Below are 22,600 nucleotides of genomic sequence, written 5' to 3' on the forward strand. Positions count from 1 at the left end.
TGTATGTTTACTATGGCAAAAACTCCCACCCCAGACTTTCCCGGCCGCGTCATGGGCGAAAAGGGTCAGGCTGAACTTTCCTGGAAAGACCGTTTTGCGGCACTCCGTAATTTGCCGGCCTTTTTTCGCATGATCTGGCAGGCGTCGCCCGCCCTGTTTCTGGGCAATGCGGCCGTGCGACTGGTTCGGGCGGCCATACCAGCCCTGACATTATACATTGGAAAACTCATTATTGACGAAGTGATTCGGTTGTCGGGCCAAACCGGTGGCGATGCTGAATGGCTTTGGACATTGGTCGGAGCGGAGTTCGGTCTGGCCGTTTTATCGACGGCGTTGGGGAGGCTGACCAGTCTGCTCGACGGTTTGCTGGGCGATCTGGTCACCAACCGAACGTCCGTCCGACTCATGGAACACGCGGCAACGCTTGATCTGGAACAGTTTGAAGATGCTACCTTTTACGATAAACTCGAACGCGCCCGGCGACAAACCACGGGCCGTTCTTTCCTGCTTTCCGGCGTGTTTGGGCAGGTGCAGGAACTGATTTCGGTGGGTTTTCTGGCGGCAGGCCTGGCGGTTTATAATCCGTGGCTGTTGCTTTTGCTACTCCTGGCGGTTATTCCGGCTTTCATTGGCGACAATTATTTTAACCAGAAAAGCTACTCGCTGTCACGAAGCTGGACGCCCGAACGGCGCGAACTCGACTACCTGCGTTTTGTGGGAGCCAGTGACGAAACGGCGAAAGAGGTCAAAATCTTTGGCCTGTCGAACTTCCTGATCGACCGGTTTCGGAGCCTGTCGGGGCAGTATTATCTAAAAAACCGGGATCTGTCCATTCGGCGGGCGGGCTGGGGAACGGGGCTGACCATCATCGGAACCGTAGGGTATTACAGTGCTTACATTTGGATTGTGGCGCGGGCGGTGAATGGCGGTATTTCCATTGGTGACCTGACGTTTCTGGCGGGTTCGTTCCGGCAGCTTCGTGGATCGATGGAGGGTATCTTGTTGCAGTTCAGCAGTTTGACACAGGAAGCCGTGTATTTGCAGGATCTCTTTGATTTCTTTGAGATCAAACCGCTCATTCATTCGACGGAAAAATCGCTGGCGTTTCCGTCGAAAATTCAGAAAGGGTTTGTGTTTGAAAACGTTGGCTTCAAATATACGAACTCGGATCGCTGGGCACTTCGCAACCTGAGTTTCACCTTGACACCCGGCGAAAAACTGGCACTGGTGGGCGAAAATGGCGCCGGGAAAACGACACTGGTGAAACTCCTGGCGCGGCTTTACGATCCGGCCGAGGGGCGGATTCTGCTCGACGGGCACGACCTTCGCGACTATGATCTGATCGACCTGCGCCGGAACATCAGCGTGATTTTTCAGGATTATGTCCGCTTCAAAATGTCGGCAGGCGTCAACATTGCGGTGGGCGACATCGACGAACGAACCAACCAGCCCCGGATCGAAAACTCCGCGCAACGCAGCCTGGCCGATTCCGTCATTGCCAAATTGCCGGGCGGTTATGAACAACAACTGGGCCGTAGTTTCGGAAAAGGCGTAGAATTGTCGGGGGGTGAGTGGCAGAAAGTCGCGTTGGGTCGGGCCTACATGCGGGATGCGGAAGTCCTGATTCTGGATGAACCCACGGCGGCACTGGACGCCCGCGCCGAGTATGAAGTCTTTCAGCGGTTTGCCCGTCTGACGGAAGGAAAAACGGCGGTGATCATCTCCCACCGTTTTTCGACCGTCCGAATGGCCGACCGGATTCTGGTGCTGGAAAGTGGCCAGTTACTGGAGATCGGTAGCCACACGGAGCTATTGGCGAAAGCGGGTCGGTATGCTGAACTGTTTCACTTACAGGCGCGTGGGTATCAATAACTAAAGTTTCAGTATATTTAACTGCGCCAAAAACCGTCAGCCTTTACGGTACGAAGTCGGGGTTTGGTGGTAGAACTCCCGGAAGACTTTGGTAAAATACGAGGGCGTTTCAAAACCGACCAGATAAGCGGTTTCGGCCGCGCTGTGTCCCATACGCAGTAAATCAATGGCTTTACGAAGGCGGTATTGCCGAATCAGCTCCACCGGAGACAGATGGGTCAGGTTGTGAACCTTTAAGTACAAGGCTTTTCGACTCATCGCCAGTTCGTCGGCCAGCCATTCCACACTCAGGGTCGAATCATCCAGGTGCTGCTCGATGAGGGTGTATAACCGGCGCAAAAACTCATCCCCAACGCTCAGGAGCGGGGTGGCGCTGTCGGGTTGGGCGAGTTGTTGGCGGTAATATTCCTGCAACCGCTGCTGGTGACTGAGCAGGTTGCGGAGCCGCAGCCGTAGTTCGCCGAGGTGAAAAGGCTTGGTCAGGTAGTCATTGGCACCCAACGTCAGCCCCCGAAGGCGGTGCGTTTCGTCGGCACTCGACGAGAGCAGTACAATGGCAATGTGGTCGGTGGCCGGGTCGGCCTTCAATTTCTCAATCAGGCCGTGTCCGTCCAGGCGGGGCATCATCAAATCCGTGATAATGATGGCGGGAAGCTCTTCTTTCGCCAGAATCCAGCCTTCGTAGCCATTGGCCGCCGACCGAACCCGGTAGGTCGTTGCCAGTTCGGCTACCATAAATTCCCGCAGTTCGGCGTTGTCCTCGACCACTAAGACCAGGGGAGGAAGGTCGGCAATGCCGGTCGAATTTTTACCGGGCGACTCCCCGGCGCGGGCGGGCAGGTCGATCGCTACCGAGGGAGCTTTTACCGGCGGAATTCCTTCATCACCAGACGTGCGGTGGATGGGCAATTCGAGCCTAAAAACCGTTCCTGACGGTTCTGCACTCCCTTCAATCTGGCTTTCGACCTGGATGGTGCCGCCCAACCGCAAGGTGAGTTCGCGCACCAGTGCCAGACTGACGCCGGTGGTGTCATTGGCTCGAATGCGCTGATTATCACCTTGGTAATACCGATCGAAGACGTGCGGTAATTTGTGGGCGGTTATGCCGATACCGGTATCCCGTACGGCCAGACTTGCTCCAGAGGATGTTTGGTGGAGAGAAACCGTGATGCCACCGACGGACGTAAACCGAATGGCATTGGTCAGCAGGTTGAACAGAATCGTCTCCCACTTGCCCGCATCGAAGCGGTAATTACCGGCGGGCAAATCCGTTTCGTAGGCTAGAGTAAGATTCTTAACATCCGCCGAGGGGCGAAACAAGTCCACCAGTTGGCTCACAAAACCGGGTAAATCGCCCACTTGTTCGACCAGTTCCATTTGCCGGGCTTCGAGCTGGTTGAGTGTCATCAACTGGTTGATAAGCCGCAGGATTTGCCGGGCGTTCCGGCGGACGGTGACCAGGGGCGGGTGAAGGTGTTCCGGCAAATCGCCGGTTTCCAGCAGTTTGTCAACCGGAGAAATGATCAACGAAAGCGGGGTGCGTAATTCGTGGGTGATGTTGGTGAAAAACCGCGTTTTCATCGCGTCGACGGCCTTCGATTCATGGGTTTCGTGCAACTGGTGAATATACCGGCTACTCTTTTCAATGGTGGTCGTAAGGTCTTCGAAATCAATGGGTTTTGTCAGGAAGTCGAAGGCGCCCCGGTTCATGGCGGTTCGGATTTTGGTCATGTCGCCGTAGGCCGTGAGGATGACCGCGGGCACCAGGGAATTGATCTCCTGAAGACGGGTTAACAGTGTTAGACCGTCCATGCCGGGCATGTTGAGATCGGTCAGAATCAGGTCGATGTCGGGTTGCTGTTCCAAAATCAGGAGGGCCTGACGGCCATCCCGGGCAAACACAAACTCGTAGGTTTCCTTCTGTATGGCCTGGCGAAAACGTTGCCGAAAGAGGGTTTCCAGATCAGCTTCATCATCCACCAGGAGTATTTTGGTCTTCATTGATCCGTGAGAATAAGGGGGGCTATAGAGGGTAATGATAAATGTAAAATGAGGAATATTAAATGTAAAAGTATCGCTAACCCGGCACTTTTACATTTAACACTCCTCATTTTACATTTATCATTCGAAATTAAAGGTTATTCGTGCTTTTTAAAGCCCAATAAACCAATATGGGCTGGAAAAATAGCCGCGTAAACCGTTTTGCATTGGTATCCAGGCCAAATGCACTGCGTTTATGGGTATATTGAGAAATGTTGCCGGGGAAAATAGCCGTAAAAAACATGGCCGCTGCTTTCCCGACGGTTTGCTGGTGTTTTTCGTTTGTCAGCACCAAACTGCTGCCCAACGCGATTTCGGCCAGACCGGAATACAGTACCGTATCGTCTTTTTTTAAAGGTACCCAATCCGGAACCTGTGCCTTGAATTCTTTCCGGGCAAAAGTCATATGGCTGATGCCGGCAAAGAGTAAACTACCTCCTAATAAAATTCGGGCTGCTTTCCGTCCATTTTTCTCGTTCATCATTTCCAGTTTTTATGTTTCAGAAGCCAGTCCCCGTAATGTACTCAATCGCCGGGGGTATTGCGTTCTTTTGTAAGTAACCGGTTTATTGCTTGCAAGGTTTTGCCGTAGCCGATTAGTACCCTGTCGGATAGCCAGATGACAGGATCAGCCGGAAAATGCAGGAATGTATCGCTTTCGGAAATTTGGAACCATCCCGCAGGAACTCTAATTTTACCTGAACGCTTTTTCTGCTCATGCGCACGGTTGCAATTCTCCTGTTCAATGAAATCGAAGTGCTCGATTTTGCCGGACCCTTCGAAGTCTTCGGCGTGGCGGGTCGGCACGACGACCCCAAACCTTTCCGGGTTGTTACGGTGGCTGAACGCGGACGGGTGTATGCCCGCAATGGTCTCAGCCTGAACCCAACCTATCTGCTCAATGACCATCCGAAAACCGATATCGTCATTGTGCCGGGCGGAGGTGGTCAGCACGCGGACGGTACACCCTATGGCTCCCGGCGGGAAATGGACAACCCGGCGGTGCTGAACTGGGTTCGCCGGACGGCAGCAACTGCCGAACTGGTTTTGTCGGTTTGTACTGGCTCTCTTATCCTCGGCAAAGCGGGTTTACTGGATGGTTTGGCCGCTACGACGCATTTTCTGGCGGTCGATGATATGAAAAAAGCCGCTCCAAACACCGAATTGCACCTTTCTGAGCGGTATGTCGATAACGGCAAAATCATTACTTCGGCAGGAATTTCCGCCGGTATCGACATGTCGTTGTACGTCGTCGGGCGGTTACTGGGCAAAGCGGTGGCGGATGAGACAGCCCGGTATATGCAGTATGACTACTGGAAGTAGCGTGTACGGCGTTTGAAACCAGGGTCTGTAATCGTGATTTTTACATCAACCCGGGTGTTCCTTTTCCTTCGGTTAAGAATTTGAATACTAGCATTGGAGAAATAGCGGCCCGGTTGCTGGTCGGCAGCTTTCATGCGTTATTGAAAACTTCTACACATGAAAAAAGGCCAGCTCTTTGCAGAGCCAGCCTTTGCGGGTGGATATAATCAGTCTTGTGTCGAGCGATTCGCTTTAGTTGAAAGCCACCAGGCGGGAAACCGGACCCGCTTGCTGTTGGGTACCCAACGTGAGTCCGTAGGTGGTGGTTTCCAACCCATTGGTAATAGAAACCGTATAAATTCCGTCGGGAAGGGCACTGACGTCTAACCGCAGCCGGGAAGCCTGGTGGCGTTTGCCAAACTGCTGGACGAAAAATTCGGCACCGGCCTTGTTGGTGAGCCGAACCATCACGGATCCACCGGTTTCTTTGTTTAAAGCAATTTGAACTTTTCCTTCCCGGGTGGTATAAATACTACTTTTAAAAGAAGCTACATTTTTGGGCCGGCCGATGGGTTTATGAGTTTCAGCCAGAGAAGCAGAGACGGTAATCAACGTCAGAGTGAAGGCGACGAGCAGGGATTTGATAAGCGTTTTCATGGCGTGTGAAGTTTTGGTTTGGTTATCCGTTTTGGATAGATCAAAGGTCGGCTTCACCGCCCGGAAAGGCTGTCACAAATGAGTCAATCCCTGCTACTTTTGAGAAACCAGGCCGGAGGAGGCAAAAAGAAGGCCGGGAGCAAGTGGTTTAAACCAGAAAACCGGCAAAAAGCCCCGCAACAATCAGCAGGTAGGGCGGTATTTTGGTATATTCCAGCAGTAAAATCGTGACGACTACCACGATCACCGACAGCCCGTTTTCGGCCATGGGTTGAAAAAGGGAGATGGCCGCCGATGCCGTGAGACCCGTGCTGGCGGCATTGATTCCTTCCAGCGAAGCCCGGATGGCGCGGTATCGTTTCAGTTGATTCCAGAACCGGTAAACGAAGAAGATCAGGAACGTGCCAGGCAGGAAAATACCGGCGGTGGCCGCAAAACCGCCCAGTAGTTGACCGCTTAATCCCGCATCCCGCATGGATAACACCCCGATGTAGGACGCAAACGAAAAAACCGGTCCCGGTGTAACCTGCACGATGGCCAGACCCGACAGAAATTCCTGCCGGCTCAGGTAGTGCTTAAATTCGACGAACTCGTTGTAGAGCATGGGCGTCAGCACCTGCCCCCCGCCGAATACCAGACTGCCGTTGCGATAGAAGTTTTCGAACAGGCGGAGGGGAAGAGATTTGGTGATGGCCCCCAGCGTAGCCGCAGCCAGCAGGACACCAATCCAGAGAAAGAAGTTGGCCCACTGGATTTTAAACGGCGCTTTTTCCATCTTCTCGTGCTTTTTGTAAGCAAAAGCCGTGGCAAAACCGCCGGCTACAAGAACAACGGGCGTAATGTACGGCGACGGAAAGGCGTAGGCCGTGAGGGCCGAGATGATGGCTAAAACCATACCCATCTGGTTGAGAATCACCTTTTTGGCAATCCGGTAGCCGGCCACAATCAGAAAACCGACGGCCATGGGCTGAATAAACCGGGTGAAATTCAGCGAGATGGAGTTTTGCTGAACGTAATAAATGCCAATGGCCACCAGTGTCATGATCATCACCCCCGGAAACGCCCAGACAATCAGCGTCAGATAAGCCAGGTTGGGACCGCCGATTTTGAACCCCAGGGCTGTAACGGTTTGCGTGGACGTCGGGCCGGGCAGGATCTGACAAAGGGCGTTCAGCTCCATCAATTCGGCTTCGGTCAGGTAGCGTCGTTTGGCCACAAACCGGTCGAGCATCATCGCCAGGTGAATCTGGGGGCCACCAAAGGTCGTGCAGGCGAGAATCAGGACGTCTTTCAGGAAAATAATATAGCGTATGCGCCTTACCGGAGCGATAGGAGAGAGTGTTGAGAGGTAAGAGGCCATACACGAAGATTGTTATTCTGTCGTACCGTGATCAGGTAAAACTCCGGCCAACGGCTGGTCACGGTACGACAAAAACAAGCGGGTAACTTGAACGAAAGATACCAGAATTTAACTCTTCTTCAAACCCAGTTCGCGTAAACGCTCATCGAGGAAAGCACCGGCGGTCATGTCTTCGTAAATCTTGGGGTTTTCGGTCGAAATACAGCTTTCCAGCGAAGTCAGATCCATGTCGCCCCGGGGGTGCATGAAAAACGGAATCGAATACCGGGGGCTGTTCATTTTTTCGCGGGGCGGATTCACCACGCGGTGGATGGTCGATTTCAGTTTGTGGTTCGTCAGCCGGTCGAGCATGTCGCCGACGTTGACAATGACCTGATCGGGGAGGGCGGTAATCGGAATCCATTTCCCGTCGCGACGCAACACTTCCAGCCCCTCGGCGCTGGCACCCATCAGAAGCGTAATGAGGTTGATGTCGCCATGCGCAGCCGCCCGAACCGCACCTTCCTGCACGAGATCCGGGTTTAGCGGGAAATAGTGAATGGCGCGCAGAATGCTGTCGCCGTGGTCTACTTTGTCCTCAAAATAGTCTTCCGGCAGTTCGAGGTATAACGCAATGGCCCGCAGCAGCGTCCGGCCCGCATTTTCGAGGGTCTGATAGGTAACGACAGTATTTTTTCGGAAATCCGGAAATTCGTCCGGGAAGACGTTCTCCGGCATCCCGTTGATCGGCTCCGGTTGTCCGACGTGGTAGAATTCCTTCAAATCGGCTACTTTAAATCCTTTTGCCGTTTCTTTATTCTTGCCCACGTAACCGCGCTGCCCGTGCAGTTCCGGGAATTCGTATTTTTTCTTGGTTTCTTCGTCGGCTGAAAAGAATTCTTTCACCGAACCATAGAGATTGTCCGTCAATTCGTCGGTTAAACCGTGGTTTCGGATGGAGACAAAACCGATGTTGTTAAAAGCCGCTCCCAAATCCCGGACAAATTTGGCCTTTCGTTCCGGATCTCCGGACTTGAAATCGGCCAGATCCAACGACGGAATTTGGTCATAAAGAATGTCGCTCATGTTGTTGATGCCCTCCGTTTGGTCAATGCGCAAAGGTAGTAAAAAACGCAGTTGAGCCTACCGGTTTTTGGCAATGTATACCGCATACACGCTAAAAACCGGTAGGCTCAATTCCCTGAAATGCTCAATCAGGCTTTCATCGCGGCATTATACAACTCGTTGACCTTCGCCCAGTTAACCACGTTCCAGAATGCGGCAATGTAATCGGGACGGCGGTTCTGGTATTTCAGGTAGTAGGCATGTTCCCAGACGTCGAGGCCCAGGATGGGTGTTCCTTTTTTCTCGGCCAGTACCATCAGCGGGTTGTCCTGGTTAGGCGTAGAAACAATGTCGATGTTTTGTCCGTTGACAATCAGCCACGCCCAGCCGGAACCGAAACGGCCCGTTGCCGCTTTGGCCCATTCTTCCTTGAACTTGTCGAAGGAACCATATTTTTTAGTGATGGCTTCGGCCAGATTGCCGGATGGCTGTTTGCCGCCATTGGCACCGAGAATGTTCCAGAAAAACGTGTGATTCCAGTGACCACCTCCGTTGTTTCGAATGGCCGCAGGGGTGCTGCTGTCTATCTTTTTCACCAGATCGTCGATGGACATAGACGCCATTGCAGAACCGGCTACGGCTTTGTTCAGGTTATCGACATACGCTTTATGGTGTTTGCCGTGGTGAATTTCCATCGTTTGCTTGTCGATGTGCGGTTCCAGCGCACCCGAGTCAAAGGGGAGCGGAGCCAGTTTGAAGGGTCCTTCGGCCTGGAACGAGCCGGCAAAGGCCGACGACTGGAGGGCTTTCAGGGTGAGGACGCTTCCAAAGGCTACTTTTAAAAACTCACTGCGATTCATATCTAAATGGTTTGAGGTGAGAAACCCGGTTTGTTGAAAAACACGCCCGAAACGGCAATGTTTTCATGATTCGCAAAGAAAGCGACTTTTTTGCAACAAACGACACGGAATTCGGTTTCCGTTCGCTCAAGAGTGAGAATCTGATGCGGAGGAAAAAGGGGAAGTTTCGTAGTATTGCGGCACAGTAAACAACTCCTGAAATGAATCGTTTTTCGTTCCTGCTTCTGGCGGCCTTTTCGGTTGCCATCAGTTGCTGCGTGAATCCCAAGGCCTACTCGCCGGCCAACGGTCGCATTCGCACCGTTACGCTCCCTACTTCAACCGCCCGCATCGAGCGCGGTCGTTATCTTGCCAACCACGTGGCGGTTTGTATGGATTGCCATTCCAAACGGGATTATTCCCGGCTGGCGGGGCCGGTTGTGCCGGGAACGCTGGGTGGCGGAGGGGCCGAGTTTGGCAAAAACTACGGGTTGCCAGGAACATACTACGCCAAAAACATCACGCCGTTTGCCCTGAAAAACTGGAGCGATACGGACCTGTTGCTGGCGATGACAGCGGGTGTTTCGAAAAACGGAAAACCGCTGTTTCCGTTGATGCCCTACGCCAATTACGGAAAAATGGATGAGAGCGACGCCCAGTCGATTCTGGCTTATTTGCGAACGCTGGAGCCGGTGGAAAATACCGTATCTGAATCAAAACCCGCTGCACCGATCAAACTGGCCATGAAAATGATGCCGCACAAAGCCCGGTTTGAGACGATGCCCGTTGAGAAAACCGGGGTGGAATACGGAAAATATCTGGTTACGATGGCCGGTTGCGCCGACTGCCACACGCGCCGGGGGATGGGCGGATTGACGAAAAAAGCCCCTTTTGCGGGAGGCACGGAAATCACACTGGCGAATGGCATTCTTCGCACCGCCAACATCACCCCCGATCCGGAAACCGGCATCGGAACCTGGACGAAAGCCGCTTTTATCGCCCGGTTTAAAACCTACGACCCGGCTACCTTCAAAACGCCCGAAGTGGGGAATGGATTCAATACCGTCATGCCGTGGTCGATGTACGCCGGGATGTCGGAGCAGGATTTAGGGGCGATTTATGAATACCTGAAAACCGTAAAACCAGTCAGGAAAAAAGTGGACGTTTTTACTCGTAAGTAATCCGGCTCAGAATACTCCGGCCCAGGGTGACTTCATCGGCGTATTCGAGGTCACCGCCAATTGGGACTCCGCGGGCAATCGTGGAGATTTTTACGGAAAACCCTTTGAGTTTTTTCTGAAGGTAAAAAGCCGTCGTGTCGCCCTCCATCGTTGGGCTGAGGGCCAGAATGATTTCTTTGACCGCATCGCTGTCGGGGTTCCGGAGCCGCTCAACGAGCGATTCGATTTTCAGGTCGCTGGGGCCAACGCCTTCGACGGGGGAGATGATGCCGCCCAGCACGTGGTACATGCCTTTGTATTGCGCCGTGTTTTCGATGGCGAGCACGTCGCGGGTATCTTCCACGACGCAGATCAGCGAGCGGTCGCGTTTGTGGCTGGCGCAGATGCCGCACAGGTCGTGGTCCGAGAGGTTGTGGCACTTCCGGCAGTGCTTCACCTTCGACCGCATGGCGATCAGGGTTTCCGCCAGACTTTTCGTTTGTTCTTCATCCCGCTTCAACAAGTGCAAAACCAGCCGGAGAGCGGTTTTTTTACCAATTCCCGGCAATTTAGACACCTCGTTGACCGCGTCTTCTATTAATTTGGAAGGAAACTCCAAGGTTAGTTAAGAGTTAGGAGTGGGGAGTTAAGAATTATGAGGAATTTTGGGTGTCAGCGCGGGCGGCCAACTCTTCACTTATAATTCTTAACTCTTAACTATTTAAGGACTTCAGCGGAAATGCCTCTGCGGCAGATTTCGTTTCGTTTCGGGACCAGTTCTTCCCACGAGCCATTTTTGACCCGGCATTTCCCTTTGTGATGGATGATAACGGTACACTGCTCGGCCTGTTCGGGCGTGTGATCGCAGACATCGATCAGCGTGTCGATGACGTGATCGAACGTATTTACATCGTCATTGAAGACCACCAGATTATACAGGTCGGTATCAACAACTTCTTCCAATACCTCGACGTCATTTTCTTCGAACGGTTGCATTACACGAATTTTCTTGTTTGTTTAGCAAATTTACGAAAATTTGGCCGCTTTTGCCACGCTTTATTCATCCGTGGAACAACAAAACCTCCAGAATTATAACCCATTGTTTACTTAAAAAGTTGCCCCACACGGTATGAATCCCAACATCGCGTTAACGATTCTGATTGCTTATTTTGCCATGTTGATCACGGTTTCCTGGTATACTTCCCGAGGAGCCGATACCAATACTTTCTTTACCGCTAACCGTCAGACGCCCTGGTATTTAGTCGCTTTCGCCATGATCGGCACATCCCTCTCGGGGGTCACTTTCATTTCGGTGCCGGGGGCGGTTGGCAGCAAGGCGTTTTCGTATTTTCAGGTGATCCTGGGGAACGTCGTCGGTTACTACATCATCGCGACGGTGTTGATGCCGTTGTATTACCGGATGAACCTGATTTCGATTTACGGGTACCTGGAAAAGCGGTTTGGTTTCTGGTCGTACAAAACCGGGGCGGGTTTCTTTCTGCTGGCCCGGACGGTCGGATCCGCCATTCGACTCTACATTGCCGCCGGTGTGTTGCAGATTGCCATCTTCAACAGCTTTGGCATTCCGTTCGAGGTGTCAGTCGCCATCACCATTCTGTTGATCTGGCTGTATACGTTCAAAGGGGGCGTGAAAACCATCATTGTCACGGACACGCTCCAGACCACGTTTCTGGTCACGGCGGTTATTCTGACCATCATCCTGATTTCGAGTGACCTGGGAATGGGCTTTGGCGAGATGGTGTCGACGATTACGAAAAGTGATTATTCCCAAATCTTTTTCTGGGACGCCAACGATCCGAAAAACTTCTTCAAACAGTTCATTTCCGGTATTTTTATTGCCATTGTCATGACCGGGCTGGACCAGGACCTGATGCAGAAAAACCTGACCTGCAAGAACATCGGCGAGGCTCAGAAAAATATGTACTGGTTTACGGGAACGTTCTCTGTTGTCGTGTTTCTATTCCTGTCGCTGGGCGCATTGCTGTACATTTACGCCACGACCAAAGGTATTGCGATTCCGGCCAAAACCGATGATCTCTACCCGATGCTGGCCCTCAATCATTTTGGAATGGTGGTCGGCATTACGTTTCTGCTGGGCATTACAGCCGCCACCTACGCCAGTTCCGACTCCGCCCTGACCGCCCTGACCACATCGTTTTGCATCGACTTCATGAACGTGGAAGGCCGTCCGGAAACCGAGCGGGCGCGCATCAAACACTGGGTTCACATCGGTTTTTCGGTGCTGTTTTTTGTGGTCATCATCATCTTCAACCGCCTGAACAGCCAGGATGTGGTGACGGCGGTTTTCGATCTGGCAGGCTATACCTACGGCCCTTTGCTGGGTCTGTATGCCTTCGGATTATTCACAAACCGCCCCGTCCGCGATGGCCTGGTGCCGCTGATCTGTATCGCGTCCCCGTTGTTGACGTTGTTCATCAACAACCATTCGGTCGAGTGGTTCAATGGCTATAAATTCGGCTTCGAGCGGCTGGTTCTCAACGGCTTAATTACCTTCCTCGGCCTCTGGGCGGTTTCCCGGAAGTGGACCGTGAACGACCCGGCGGCAGCTTGACCTTATTTCCCGAATAAATTCATATCCAGAAACGCGTTTCTGAACTTGCCTTTCGGGTCGTAGTCGGCCATGAGTTTTTTAAATTCGGGGAGCTTTTCATACCGGGCTTGCAGGGTGGCAGGAGCGAGGGTGAAGAGCTTTCCCCAATGGGGCCGGGCCTTGAAAGGCGCCAGTTCTTTTTCGATCATCGGCAACACCTTTTTGACCGACGCCCAATCCTGTTTCCAGGTAAAGTGAATGGCTACGGAAGCCTGTTTGTAACACGGACTCATCCAGAACGAATCCGCGTCGATGGTGCGGATTTCCGAAATCATCAGGTGCGGGCTGATGTGGTCACGCAGCCGCTCGACTGCCAGAATGGCTTCGACGGCATTCCGGGCGGGAACAAAATATTCCGATTGCAGTTCCTTGCCGCTACTGGGGGTGAATCCCATTCGGAAGTGAGGCATTCGCTCGTACCAGGGACCGGCCACGCCCATCTGCGCGGTGCAGTTGACGGCAGACAGTTCGGCGATGGGGTGGAGGTTTTTCGTCGCCAGTTTGGCTCCGTAAAACTCCGGTTTGGCGGCTGCCGGTTTTCCTTTTTCGACGCGTTCTTTCAGCCAGACTTCATTCACCCGGTTTTTTTGCCAGTCCGTAAACAGACTCACACTGTAGGCACTCGCTTCGATGGCGTCAAAATGCTCTTTTAACTGCGTCATTGGCATATTTTCGTAGACATATTGCCGCATCTGGAACGTCGGCTGAATATCAAGCGTGATTTTGGTGACGACTCCCAAACCGCCCAGGTGGACTACGGCCGCCCGAAATGCTTCGCCGTCTTTCGCCCGAGACAACGTTCGAACCTCGCCATTTGCCAGAACCAGTTCCATGGCCGCCACCGCCGTCGACAAATTGCCGTTCTTTATGCCCGAACCGTGCGTGGCCGTTGCGCAAGCTCCGGCAATGGAGATATGCGGCAGCGAAGCCAGGTTGTGTAGGGCAAAACCTTTGGCATCCAGGTAGGTAGCCAGATCGCCGTATTTCATATTGGCATCGACGGTGACGGTTTTGGCTTTTGCATCGAGAGAAAGCACCTGGCTCATTTCCACCAACGAGACGAATTGGGTGGTGCTGTCAGCAATGCCGTTGAAGCAGTGGCGCGTGCCCAGTACCTTCATTTTTTCGTAGCCTTTGACCAGTTTCTGCACCTGTTGCAGCGATTTGGCCTGATCGAGCCGGGTGGTGCTGTAGTGCAAATTGCCCGCCCAGTTCTTAAGTTTTTCATCCGCCATCCAGTTTGCCAGGGTTGAAAGTGAGGGTGTCGCCAGGAGAGACGACGACAGTTTGAGAAAGGTTCGTTTTTTCACGGTGACGGGTTTTAGGATTTAGGAACAGGGGCAATTTTGCCCGCATCTTCCAACGGGACGTCTACAAAAGGCAAGGTGCCGGATTTCATACTGACCCGCCGATCGTGGGAACCATACCGTAAACTAACGTTCGGAATTAATCTGCCAAAATGGAAAATTCCGGGCGGTATTCTGCGTATACTGACAATATTTTTGACCATTTTTGATCGACTAATCAACGAAACGATGAAAGTAACGATTGAAACGACTCCCAAAGAAATAGAGGTTATTCAGACGACGCTAACCCGGCTGGTGAACGAGCTGAAAGGCAAACCCGACGTCCTGGCAAAATGGGGACTGAACCAGATTGATCTGGGCCGGATTGAGCGGTTTCGGGACACGATTCGGACCGCCCCGCTGGCGGAGTGAGCGCATGCACTGAGCTACCCGAATGAAAACCAGCCGGTTGGTGTGACTTCCTGAGGGATGTTTCGTCTTATGAGTATGAAAATGCTCATGTTACTCATTTTGCTGATACCTGGACTTAAAGTGCTGGATTACGCCTATACACAATCCGTAAAGTTGGATGCCAAACCAGATTCGGTAACAACTACTGTTTGGTCTGCACATACCGATGTTTACCTGCACACGCCGGCCGAACGCAACCGTGAAAAAAAGGCCACAGTCTCGAAACCGTGTTCATGGCAGCCGCGATTCGTGCCGGTGGTGCGGTTGGAAACGGGCTCATGGCGATGCGGCTTTTTGAAGAAGTCAGTGCCGCCAAGCGGTGAAGTTCCGAGTTTAATCCTACAATGTCTTAATTAGAGGGAAGCTTACAAAAAAGTCCAGATCCTTTTACGAAACTTGTAAAAGGATCTGGACAGAAGAAAATGAACTATTTTATCGCTCACTTGTACTTGTAAACCTGTCCATCTAGCTGAATTTTTCCGTTTGCAAGGGTCGTGATCGTAAGTTGCAGGGTCACTTTACCTGCTTGATCAAATACGTAGCTGTATTCTTTCGAGAGTGGTCTAAAGTCTGAACTTTGAGGCTCTAGTTTGGTATAGTTCACCGTTGACTTTAGCAATAAGTTCCGATCCTTTTTTCCTTTGAATGAAAGCGGATTAGGAACGCTGAGTTTTGTCAAATCAAATTCATTCGTAGTGATGTATTCACCAGTATCGTCCTTCGTTTCCGTCTTGACCACATTTCCATCCAAAATCGTGTATTTTGTGTAGCCATCGTTGTTACCGTATTTAAAGCGACGCTCGATTACATACCCGTCTTGGTTATACGTTACATCGTTTTCCGGAACAAGACCGTATTCGTTCAGGTCAATCGTGGATGTATGTGGAGCTATTAAGCCTTCATTTTCGTAGGTTTGAATGATTTTTCCGGGGTAAATGGAAATTTCATAGGGAATAAATTTAGTAAATAGATGGCTAATAATTGAATGAATTGAAGACCCTAATTTATGATCAAAAGTTGGAACCTGCATTTAAAATAAATCAAAATTTACTTAAGCATATTCTAATGTTCATGGAAGTGAAGGTGATGCTTTTCTTCCTTTTAATTTAAATGATGGGATGATTATTGATAGGGCTTCCCAACCTGAAGTCGATGCTATCAAAGAACAGTTTGATAAATACTTTTCTGGTTATACGAAGAAATATGAAACTGTAGACGACGGGCAAGATTTGATATTTGAAAATTGGAACTCGAAATTATAAACATCTTTAGTAATACATAAAAAACGGAAATTCCTCCTGATAGAAGAGAGAATTAAGCTGTAATTAAGGCTACTTTATCCTTTCGGATGAAGCTTTTAACCAACATTTTATCTTGCTTCCGTAACTTAATTTGTTACTGAATCGCTACCCGCAGTTGAGCTAAATTAGTAAAGACCGCTCGGGCGGCCCCGTTGGTTCTTCAAGCTACGCTTTAGATAACTCAAGATCAATTCTACCAGACTATCGGCCATCCAACGGAAAAGCTGCTCAGAAAACCTGGTTTTATCTTGATCTGGCAGAAAAATAATCAATCTTTGAATACTTTAGGTAGGGAGAAGTTTCTCCTCGCCTGCTTTGCAACATGTGAATACCATTTTTCTTACTACCAATTATTTTACCATTTTATTACTCACCTTTATTCTTAATCACCTATGCCCAAAATTATTACCATCAAAAGAAAAGGATCCTTATTCCTTCTGTGCAACCTGCTCTTTAGCCTGGGCCTTTATGCACAGGTGCAGGTTTCCGGAAAGGTAACCGATGCCTCAGGGGCCACATTGCCCGGGGTGAGTGTGATCGTTAAAGAGACAACGACCGGCACTGTCACCAATTCCGATGGAATTTTTACCATCCCAAATGTTCCTAATGCAAATTCCACCCTGGTATTCTCCTTTATCGGATACACCACCCAGGAAACCGTTGTGGGCAACCGGAAAGTTATCAACATTAATTTGGCTGTAGCAGACAATCAGCTTAACGAAGTAGTCGTTATCGGGTACGGTACCGCAAAGAAAAGCACGCTTACTGGTTCGGTATCACAGGTTGATTCTAAGATCATTTCTGTACAGGCAAACTCCACGGTTACCAGAGCCCTTGAAGGTGTGGTACCCGGGATTCAGGTCGCTGCCATTGATGGCCAGCCCGGTCTGGACATGGGTATTCGTTTACGCGGAGCGGGCTCTACCAGCCAGAACAGCTCCAATGCCCTGATCGTGATCGATGGGGTGCCCACTGAATACCCCAATGCACTGTCTTCCATCAATCCCAAGGACATTGAAAGCATCAGCGTGCTGAAAGATGCCGCTTCCACTGCCGTTTACGGTTCACGTGGAGCAAATGGGGTTGTGCTTGTGACTACTAAAAGAGGAACAAAAGGCAAACCGAATATTTCGGTAGAAACTCGGGCTGGATTCAATTATCTGGGTGGATTGCGGTTTGATCTCATTGATGATGCCAAAGACATTTATGAACATGCCTGGCTGGCCATCTATAACTCCGCACGCTACGGTGTAAACGGCGGATCATCTACCGACGGTAAATTCACGACGAATGTGGCCAATCCAAACATGTCTCATGAAGCGGCCGGTTTGTTTGCCAGTTCCCATTTATTCGATTACACGGGATCAAAAACAAACTTTGCCATGAACCTATTGGGGAACTACATGGCCTATGACGTGCCGGGCGCTGTGTATACCACCACCGGTAGCGGAGCCAATGCCAGTGCGACCATGTCGGGTGCGTACCTGATTGACCCTGCTACGGGCAAGTTGAATCCGAATGCAAGACAACTTTGGGAAGCCGGATCGTACAAGGATTACTTTTTCGAAAAAATGTTCCGTCAGGAGCATACTATATCGGCAAGCGGTGGCTCCGATAAAATGGATTACTTTGTTTCGGTGGGCATGCTGGAAGATCCTTCTTATAACAGAGGGTCGGCATTCAAGCGTTACAACGCCCGTACAAATGTGAATGCACAACTCACTAGCTGGCTGAAAGTAGGAACAAATCTGGGTTACAGTATGCGGAATACCCAATCGCCGGCTACCCGTTTCGGACGTAACCCCGGAACCGTGCAGCAAAACGCGTTCAGGTGGGTGAATGGGCAGAATCAACTCGTACCGCTGTTTGCCAGAGACCTTCAGGGAAATATCCGTAAAAATCCGGACGGTACCGACATGGTGTCGGATAACGCCAACGACAGCTATTCACCGCTAGGTGTACAGCCCAATTTTCCGAACGGAACCACCAGCCAGCCGCTTTATGCAACCAACCTGATCGCCCTGTTGGATAAAGACAACGATCGCAGGGAATCGCATGACTTGAACCTTAAAGGGTATTTCACGGTGAATTTCCTCAAGAATTTCAGCTTTACAAACAACATTTCGTATGACCGCTTTACGGAAGTGCGGACGCGTTACGGTACGCCTGAGACGGGAGCTGTAGTGGGTATCGGTGCGATTGGAAAGTATTATACGAACACCGGCGTTTTCAACACGCAACAGTTGCTTAACTGGGGTCAAGATTTTGGTCGCCACTCCGTTACGGCACTGGCTGCCCATGAATTCTACCAATTTAAAAGTGATCTGGTGAACTTTGCCTCTGCATATTCTCTGATCAATGGGTTTACCGGCGCAGGTAACTTCACCAGCCGGTACAATACCGCGGGCGCACCGTTCGGTAATCCGGGTTATGGTGGAGACATCACGGCCATGGATAGCTATTTTGGACGGGCGGTGTACAACTATGACGACAAGTATTTTGTGGAAGGCTCGCTGCGCAGAGACGGTTCGTCTAAATTCCGATTCAAAGAGAATCGCTGGGGAACATTCTGGTCTGTTGGTGGTGGATGGCGTATTTCTCAGGAAAAATTCTTGCAGAGATTCAGTACCGTCATCAACGAATTGAAACTACGGGCCAGCTATGGGGTTATCGGTAACCAGAGCGGTATCAGCAACTATTCGGGTTATCAGACCTGGAGCTACGGTGCGGTTTACACAAGCTCAACGGCTGGAGCAGGTATTCCTGCAACGTACACACTTCAGCAAGGTGCTGCCGTAAATGATAAATTAACCTGGGAAAACACGCATACCTTTGATGCCGGTATCGATTTCACCCTTTTAAACAGGAGATTGAGTGGCACCATCGATGTATACAACAAGAAAACCGTAAACTCCGTGTTTGCACAGCCTATTGCCTCTTCAATGGGACAAGCTTCACTCACCCTGAATAGCGCTGAAATTGTCAACCGCGGTGTGGAAGTTGCCCTGGACATCAAACTCATTCAAAACAAAAATGTCAACTGGAGCATCGGATTGAACGGTACCCACTACCGCACCATTCTGACTAAATTTCCCAAAAGTGTCGGTTCGCCATCACTGGGCGGAAACTTTACAGGCTCCATCGATGGATGGGGAATTGCAAATGGCGGTGCTAACAACGCCGGCCAGATCATGTACCTGCGTGGTGAAAACAAGGATTACTACAATCTGTATCTTTACAAATATATGGGCGTAGATCAAACCACGGGTCTACCACAGTTTGGACATACTGTTACGCAGGCTGACCTTGATGCAGGGCGTTTTACTGGAAACACCATAGGATCGACCGTAGCAACCACCAACTATACTTTGGCCAACCGGTATGAAATGGGTAGTGCAATTCCAAAACTTATTGGTGGTTTTTCTACACGCTTTCAATATAAAAGTTTCGACTTCACCGCGATCCTGGCCTACCAGTTGGGGGGAAAATTCCTGAGTGTGGAATATGCCAACCACCTGTACAGATCGGGGAACATCGGGAACGCATTATCGAAAGAAGTATTGGGAAATACCTGGACTCCTGAGAACAGAGACGCCAAATTCCCGATGGCATTTTATGGGGATACGTTCTATACGGGCGGGTCTACATTTGGGGCATGGCAGTACACCGATATGGCTCTATTCAGCGCTTCTTATCTGAATATCAAAAACCTCGCCCTGGGTTATACGCTTAGTGGCCCCATCTTGGACAAGTTGAAAACAAAAAGTATACGGGTGTATGCATCCGGCGACAACCTGGCCATGTTGACGGCTCACTCAGGTATCGATCCGCGCATGTCGCTGGTTGGTGGAATGGAAGTAGGGGCAGCCGTTTATCTGCCGATGAGCACCTTTTCGGTGGGTATTAATTTAAACTTTTAATTGTCGACTGATGAGAATTCTAACTAAATATATAACGGGTTTGGCAGTTTCAGGTGTGCTGCTATTTTCTGGATGTGCCGATAAGCTGGAAGTGGAGCCACCACACAGCATTACCGACAAGCAAATAGCCGAACTTCTGGCGTCGGGTGACGAGGCCAAGATCCGGATCGTCATGGGTGGAATGGCCAACGCCATGCCCCTGCTGTTCAACAACGCGGGTGCCACAGGTGCGGGCGTTGCGGACATGTATTATTCCAATCAGGGACTGGATGTCAATCGCTCTATTGAAGGAAATGATATCATTCTGGGAGATCAGGAAGGGCTGAACGTACTCTCCGGTTCAATCGAATATCAGCTCGGTGATTTCATTGGATCTGCCAACGCAAAGAATTTTGCTTACTGGAAGTATGGCTGGTTTTGTATTACGACTGCTAACCAGATGCTCAATTATCTACCGGATGAAACCGTGGCCAGCAACAACTTTCTGAAGGAATGTAAAGCCAGAGGGTTGTTTGCCAGAGCCTATGGATACAACTACCTCATGGAAAATTATCAGAACGCCTTCCTGCAGGGCGGAAATGGTAAACTTGGCCTTCCGTTGTATGACCGGTTTCAACCCACGCAGGAAAGCAAACCCCGTTCATCGGCTGTAGAAACGTATGCCTTTATCAAAAACGACCTGAACCGTGCCATTGCCTTGTTCAAAGAGGCTGGCATTGGCTATACGGCTGATATCACTGATATCGATCTGGCTGTGGCCAATTTCCTGCTGGCACGTGTATCGATATGGACTGGGGACTGGGCTACTGCGATCAGTGCGTGCAATGAGATTCTGGCAAAGTATCCAACGCTGCTAAGCCAGGCACAGTACGGAGGTAAGAACATCGGCACCGCAGCAGCGCCCGAAATAAGACCGGAATCCAATGGCTTTCTCAATAATGCGCAAAATCCGGAGGTCATTTTGGGTTTCCCGCTTGGTGCTGCTAACCCTTACTTTCTCGCTTACATGAATCCCTTCGGCAGAGGGAACGGAGGGCTGGAAAGAGCTTACAAGCGGATTGATAACCGACTGTATGAAAAAATAGCACCCAATGATTTCCGTAAAGATGCCTTTTCGCTGGAACCAATTGGCAACTACACCTATCCGCCAAACAACACGGTTGCCTTTATCCCTTCTTACACGAACCTGAAATTCGCAGCTACCCACGGATTGAACAGCAACAACAAAATTGATGTGGGCGCTTCAACGGCGTATTACATGCGTTCTTCGGAAGTACTGCTGATGAAAGCGGAAGCGGAAGCGATGTCGCCAGCCACAGAAGCGGCTGCCAAAGCAACGCTTGACAGGCTGTTGGCTGCCCGTACCAAAACAGGAATGACACCGCTAACGACGGCTACTTATCCTGCAATGCAGGGGCTCACCACGTTACAAATGGTGCAGCTACAAACCCGCATCGAACTATGGGGTGAAGGCGGCCGCGAGTTCTACAACAACAAGCGCTGGAATATCCCTGTAGACCGAGCCAGCTCTGCTAACCATGTTACCAAATCCAGTTTACCGGTAGCCAATATGACCCTTCAGATTCCCGAAGATGAAATTTTGTACAACCCGTTGGCGGTGCAGAATTAATCAATTTTTGAAGTGAAGACAAGATAGGTGGCCCGCAATGGCCACCTATCTTTTTTTTGGCTTTGCAAAATCAAGATAGGACTTACGTCTGATAATTCTTTACACTTTCGCTTTTGCCCCGTTCCCCTAAACTCCTATGGCTGAATACCAAACCCCGAAAGACCGTGCCTATACGAACAGTCTCCTTTCGTCTGCTCCCAAAGAGTCTGCCGCCTTCCTGAATCTGAAATACACGGCTGAACGCAGCGATGGCGTCATTCCTGTCAAGTACCGGGAACTGATGTCGGTGGCCGTTGCCCTGACCACCCAGTGTGCGTACTGCATTGAATCCCACATTCAAAATGCCGTTGAGGCCGGTGCCACGCGCGAAGAAATTGCCGAAACCGTTTTCATCGCAGCCGCGATCCGAGCCGGTGGTGCCGTTGGAAACGGGCTGATGGCGATGCGGCTTTTCGAGGAAGCGAGTGCGGGTAAGGAGTGAGGGGTTTTGATTTTTTGCGATTACTTTTTACAGTAGATTCGATTCCCGGTGGAATTACAAAATAAAAAGGTAAGTAATTGACTATAAGATAGTTAACTACTTACCTTTTTGTATGTTGACGATATTGTTGACTACTCTTAATGGCTATATGACAGTATAAATGTTTCGTTCATTGTCGTAAACTGCATCTCCTGTGGCAACCATTCTGTCCCAAACTCTTGTAGCTAGTTGGTTTCTATCTTCTACCCTTTCTGGGGGGAATACCTGGTGCTCTGGTTTGTTTGATCCAGACTCAACCGTTTTTTTAAAGTTCGTGTGGGCAAATTTTAAAGTGGCTTCTGGAAAGCCTATTCTTAGCAAAGAATAGCTATGGTGAATCATCGTCTCAACTTTCCAGACTGAATCCGTAATCTTTGCCAATGTTAACTCAAATTCTCCTCCAGATGACCGGACCCAAAACGTAATCCGATCAAATTTCTGATCGACATCTTTAGCTGGAGTTACAAACCATACCCCATCAAGAGTCATACTAACTCCGTTCCTAGTTGCAATAAGAGTAAATGGATTCATTATCAATTATTTATAGCTTATACTTCACTTATGTC

At 50.5% G+C, this 22,600-nt stretch carries 19 protein-coding genes; 8 read left to right on the top strand and 11 right to left on the bottom strand.

From position 1 onward, the window contains the following. Nucleotides 1-12: 12 nt before the first annotated feature. On the top strand, nt 13-1,872 hold the full coding sequence (locus tag DUE52_RS29625) for an ABC transporter ATP-binding protein (RefSeq protein ID WP_229312356.1): 1,860 nt from the start codon (nt 13-15) through the stop codon (nt 1,870-1,872). Between the two features lie 36 nt (nt 1,873-1,908). Here the strand turns inward: DUE52_RS29625 and DUE52_RS29630 are convergent, their stop codons facing one another. Beyond that, a complete protein-coding gene (locus DUE52_RS29630; RefSeq protein ID WP_114409742.1) occupies nt 1,909-3,873 on the bottom strand; it encodes a hybrid sensor histidine kinase/response regulator transcription factor in 1,965 nt (654 codons plus the stop codon). Between the two features lie 130 nt (nt 3,874-4,003). Beyond that, nucleotides 4,004-4,393 (bottom strand): DoxX family protein, encoded by a 390-nt coding sequence (locus tag DUE52_RS29635; RefSeq protein WP_114409817.1) that lies wholly within the window; start codon nt 4,391-4,393, stop codon nt 4,004-4,006. A gap of 236 nt (nt 4,394-4,629) precedes the next feature. Here DUE52_RS29635 and DUE52_RS29640 point away from each other — a divergent pair, with 236 nt between their 5' ends. Next, the gene (locus tag DUE52_RS29640; protein WP_114409744.1) at nt 4,630-5,235 is read left to right on the top strand and encodes a DJ-1/PfpI family protein; all 606 of its coding nucleotides are present in this window, start codon (nt 4,630-4,632) and stop codon (nt 5,233-5,235) included. A gap of 231 nt (nt 5,236-5,466) precedes the next feature. Here DUE52_RS29640 and DUE52_RS29645 read toward each other — a convergent pair whose 3' ends face one another. The 4 genes from DUE52_RS29645 to DUE52_RS29660 form a co-directional block, all read right to left on the bottom strand. Continuing rightward, complete coding sequence (locus tag DUE52_RS29645) at nt 5,467-5,871, bottom strand: T9SS type A sorting domain-containing protein (RefSeq protein WP_114409746.1); 405 nt, start codon at nt 5,869-5,871, stop codon at nt 5,467-5,469. A gap of 148 nt (nt 5,872-6,019) precedes the next feature. Continuing rightward, entirely contained in the window at nt 6,020-7,231 is a 1,212-nt protein-coding gene (chrA, locus tag DUE52_RS29650; RefSeq protein ID WP_114409748.1) for a chromate efflux transporter, read from the bottom strand. A gap of 108 nt (nt 7,232-7,339) precedes the next feature. Beyond that, complete coding sequence (locus DUE52_RS29655) at nt 7,340-8,296, bottom strand: isopenicillin N synthase family dioxygenase (RefSeq protein ID WP_114409818.1); 957 nt, start codon at nt 8,294-8,296, stop codon at nt 7,340-7,342. 128 nt (nt 8,297-8,424) lie between these two features. Then, nucleotides 8,425-9,135: a superoxide dismutase gene (locus DUE52_RS29660; protein ID WP_114409749.1), complete on the bottom strand. Its 711-nt coding sequence runs from the start codon at nt 9,133-9,135 to the stop codon at nt 8,425-8,427. A 200-nt stretch (nt 9,136-9,335) separates the two neighbouring features. Between DUE52_RS29660 and DUE52_RS29665 the strand changes: the two genes are divergently transcribed. After that, nucleotides 9,336-10,295: a c-type cytochrome gene (locus DUE52_RS29665; protein ID WP_114409751.1), complete on the top strand. Its 960-nt coding sequence runs from the start codon at nt 9,336-9,338 to the stop codon at nt 10,293-10,295. Here the strand turns inward: DUE52_RS29665 and recR are convergent. Then, nucleotides 10,282-10,893 (bottom strand): recombination mediator RecR, encoded by a 612-nt coding sequence (gene recR / locus DUE52_RS29670; RefSeq protein WP_114409753.1) that lies wholly within the window; start codon nt 10,891-10,893, stop codon nt 10,282-10,284. The two genes, DUE52_RS29665 and recR, sit on opposite strands and share 14 nt — an antisense overlap. A gap of 98 nt (nt 10,894-10,991) precedes the next feature. Further along, complete coding sequence (locus DUE52_RS29675) at nt 10,992-11,270, bottom strand: ATP-dependent Clp protease adaptor ClpS (protein ID WP_114409755.1); 279 nt, start codon at nt 11,268-11,270, stop codon at nt 10,992-10,994. A 133-nt stretch (nt 11,271-11,403) separates the two neighbouring features. Between DUE52_RS29675 and DUE52_RS29680 the strand changes: the two genes are divergently transcribed. After that, complete coding sequence (locus tag DUE52_RS29680; RefSeq protein WP_114409756.1) at nt 11,404-12,867, top strand: sodium:solute symporter; 1,464 nt, start codon at nt 11,404-11,406, stop codon at nt 12,865-12,867. Nucleotides 12,868-12,869: 2 nt separating this feature from the next. Here the strand turns inward: DUE52_RS29680 and DUE52_RS29685 are convergent, their stop codons facing one another. Further along, entirely contained in the window at nt 12,870-14,216 is a 1,347-nt protein-coding gene (locus DUE52_RS29685) for a D-arabinono-1,4-lactone oxidase (protein WP_229312357.1), read from the bottom strand. Between the two features lie 225 nt (nt 14,217-14,441). Here DUE52_RS29685 and DUE52_RS32260 point away from each other — a divergent pair, with 225 nt between their 5' ends. Beyond that, nucleotides 14,442-14,624: a hypothetical protein gene (locus DUE52_RS32260; RefSeq protein ID WP_133299984.1), complete on the top strand. Its 183-nt coding sequence runs from the start codon at nt 14,442-14,444 to the stop codon at nt 14,622-14,624. Between the two features lie 478 nt (nt 14,625-15,102). On the opposite strand, the gene DUE52_RS29700 is transcribed toward DUE52_RS32260, so the two are convergent. Then, nucleotides 15,103-15,693, bottom strand: a complete 591-nt coding sequence (locus DUE52_RS29700) for a hypothetical protein (RefSeq protein WP_114409760.1) — start codon at nt 15,691-15,693, stop codon at nt 15,103-15,105. A gap of 663 nt (nt 15,694-16,356) precedes the next feature. On the opposite strand from DUE52_RS29700, the gene DUE52_RS29705 reads away from it, so the two are divergent. The 3 genes from DUE52_RS29705 (at nt 16,357) to DUE52_RS29715 (ending at nt 21,995) form a co-directional block, all read left to right on the top strand. Continuing rightward, a complete protein-coding gene (locus DUE52_RS29705) occupies nt 16,357-19,884 on the top strand; it encodes a SusC/RagA family TonB-linked outer membrane protein (RefSeq protein ID WP_222930342.1) in 3,528 nt (1,175 codons plus the stop codon). Between the two features lie 10 nt (nt 19,885-19,894). After that, nucleotides 19,895-21,514 (top strand): RagB/SusD family nutrient uptake outer membrane protein, encoded by a 1,620-nt coding sequence (locus DUE52_RS29710; RefSeq protein WP_114409761.1) that lies wholly within the window; start codon nt 19,895-19,897, stop codon nt 21,512-21,514. 136 nt (nt 21,515-21,650) lie between these two features. Next, a complete protein-coding gene (locus DUE52_RS29715) occupies nt 21,651-21,995 on the top strand; it encodes a carboxymuconolactone decarboxylase family protein (protein WP_114409763.1) in 345 nt (114 codons plus the stop codon). Between the two features lie 144 nt (nt 21,996-22,139). On the opposite strand, the gene DUE52_RS29720 is transcribed toward DUE52_RS29715, so the two are convergent. Beyond that, nucleotides 22,140-22,565 carry a hypothetical protein gene (locus DUE52_RS29720; RefSeq protein ID WP_133299985.1) on the bottom strand — a complete coding sequence of 142 codons (426 nt, stop codon included), beginning with the start codon at nt 22,563-22,565 and terminating at the stop codon, nt 22,140-22,142. Between the last annotated feature and the right edge of the window lie 35 nt (nt 22,566-22,600).

It is taken from the genome of Larkinella punicea, assembly GCF_003334855.1.
GTDB lineage: Bacteria > Bacteroidota > Bacteroidia > Cytophagales > Spirosomataceae > Larkinella > Larkinella punicea.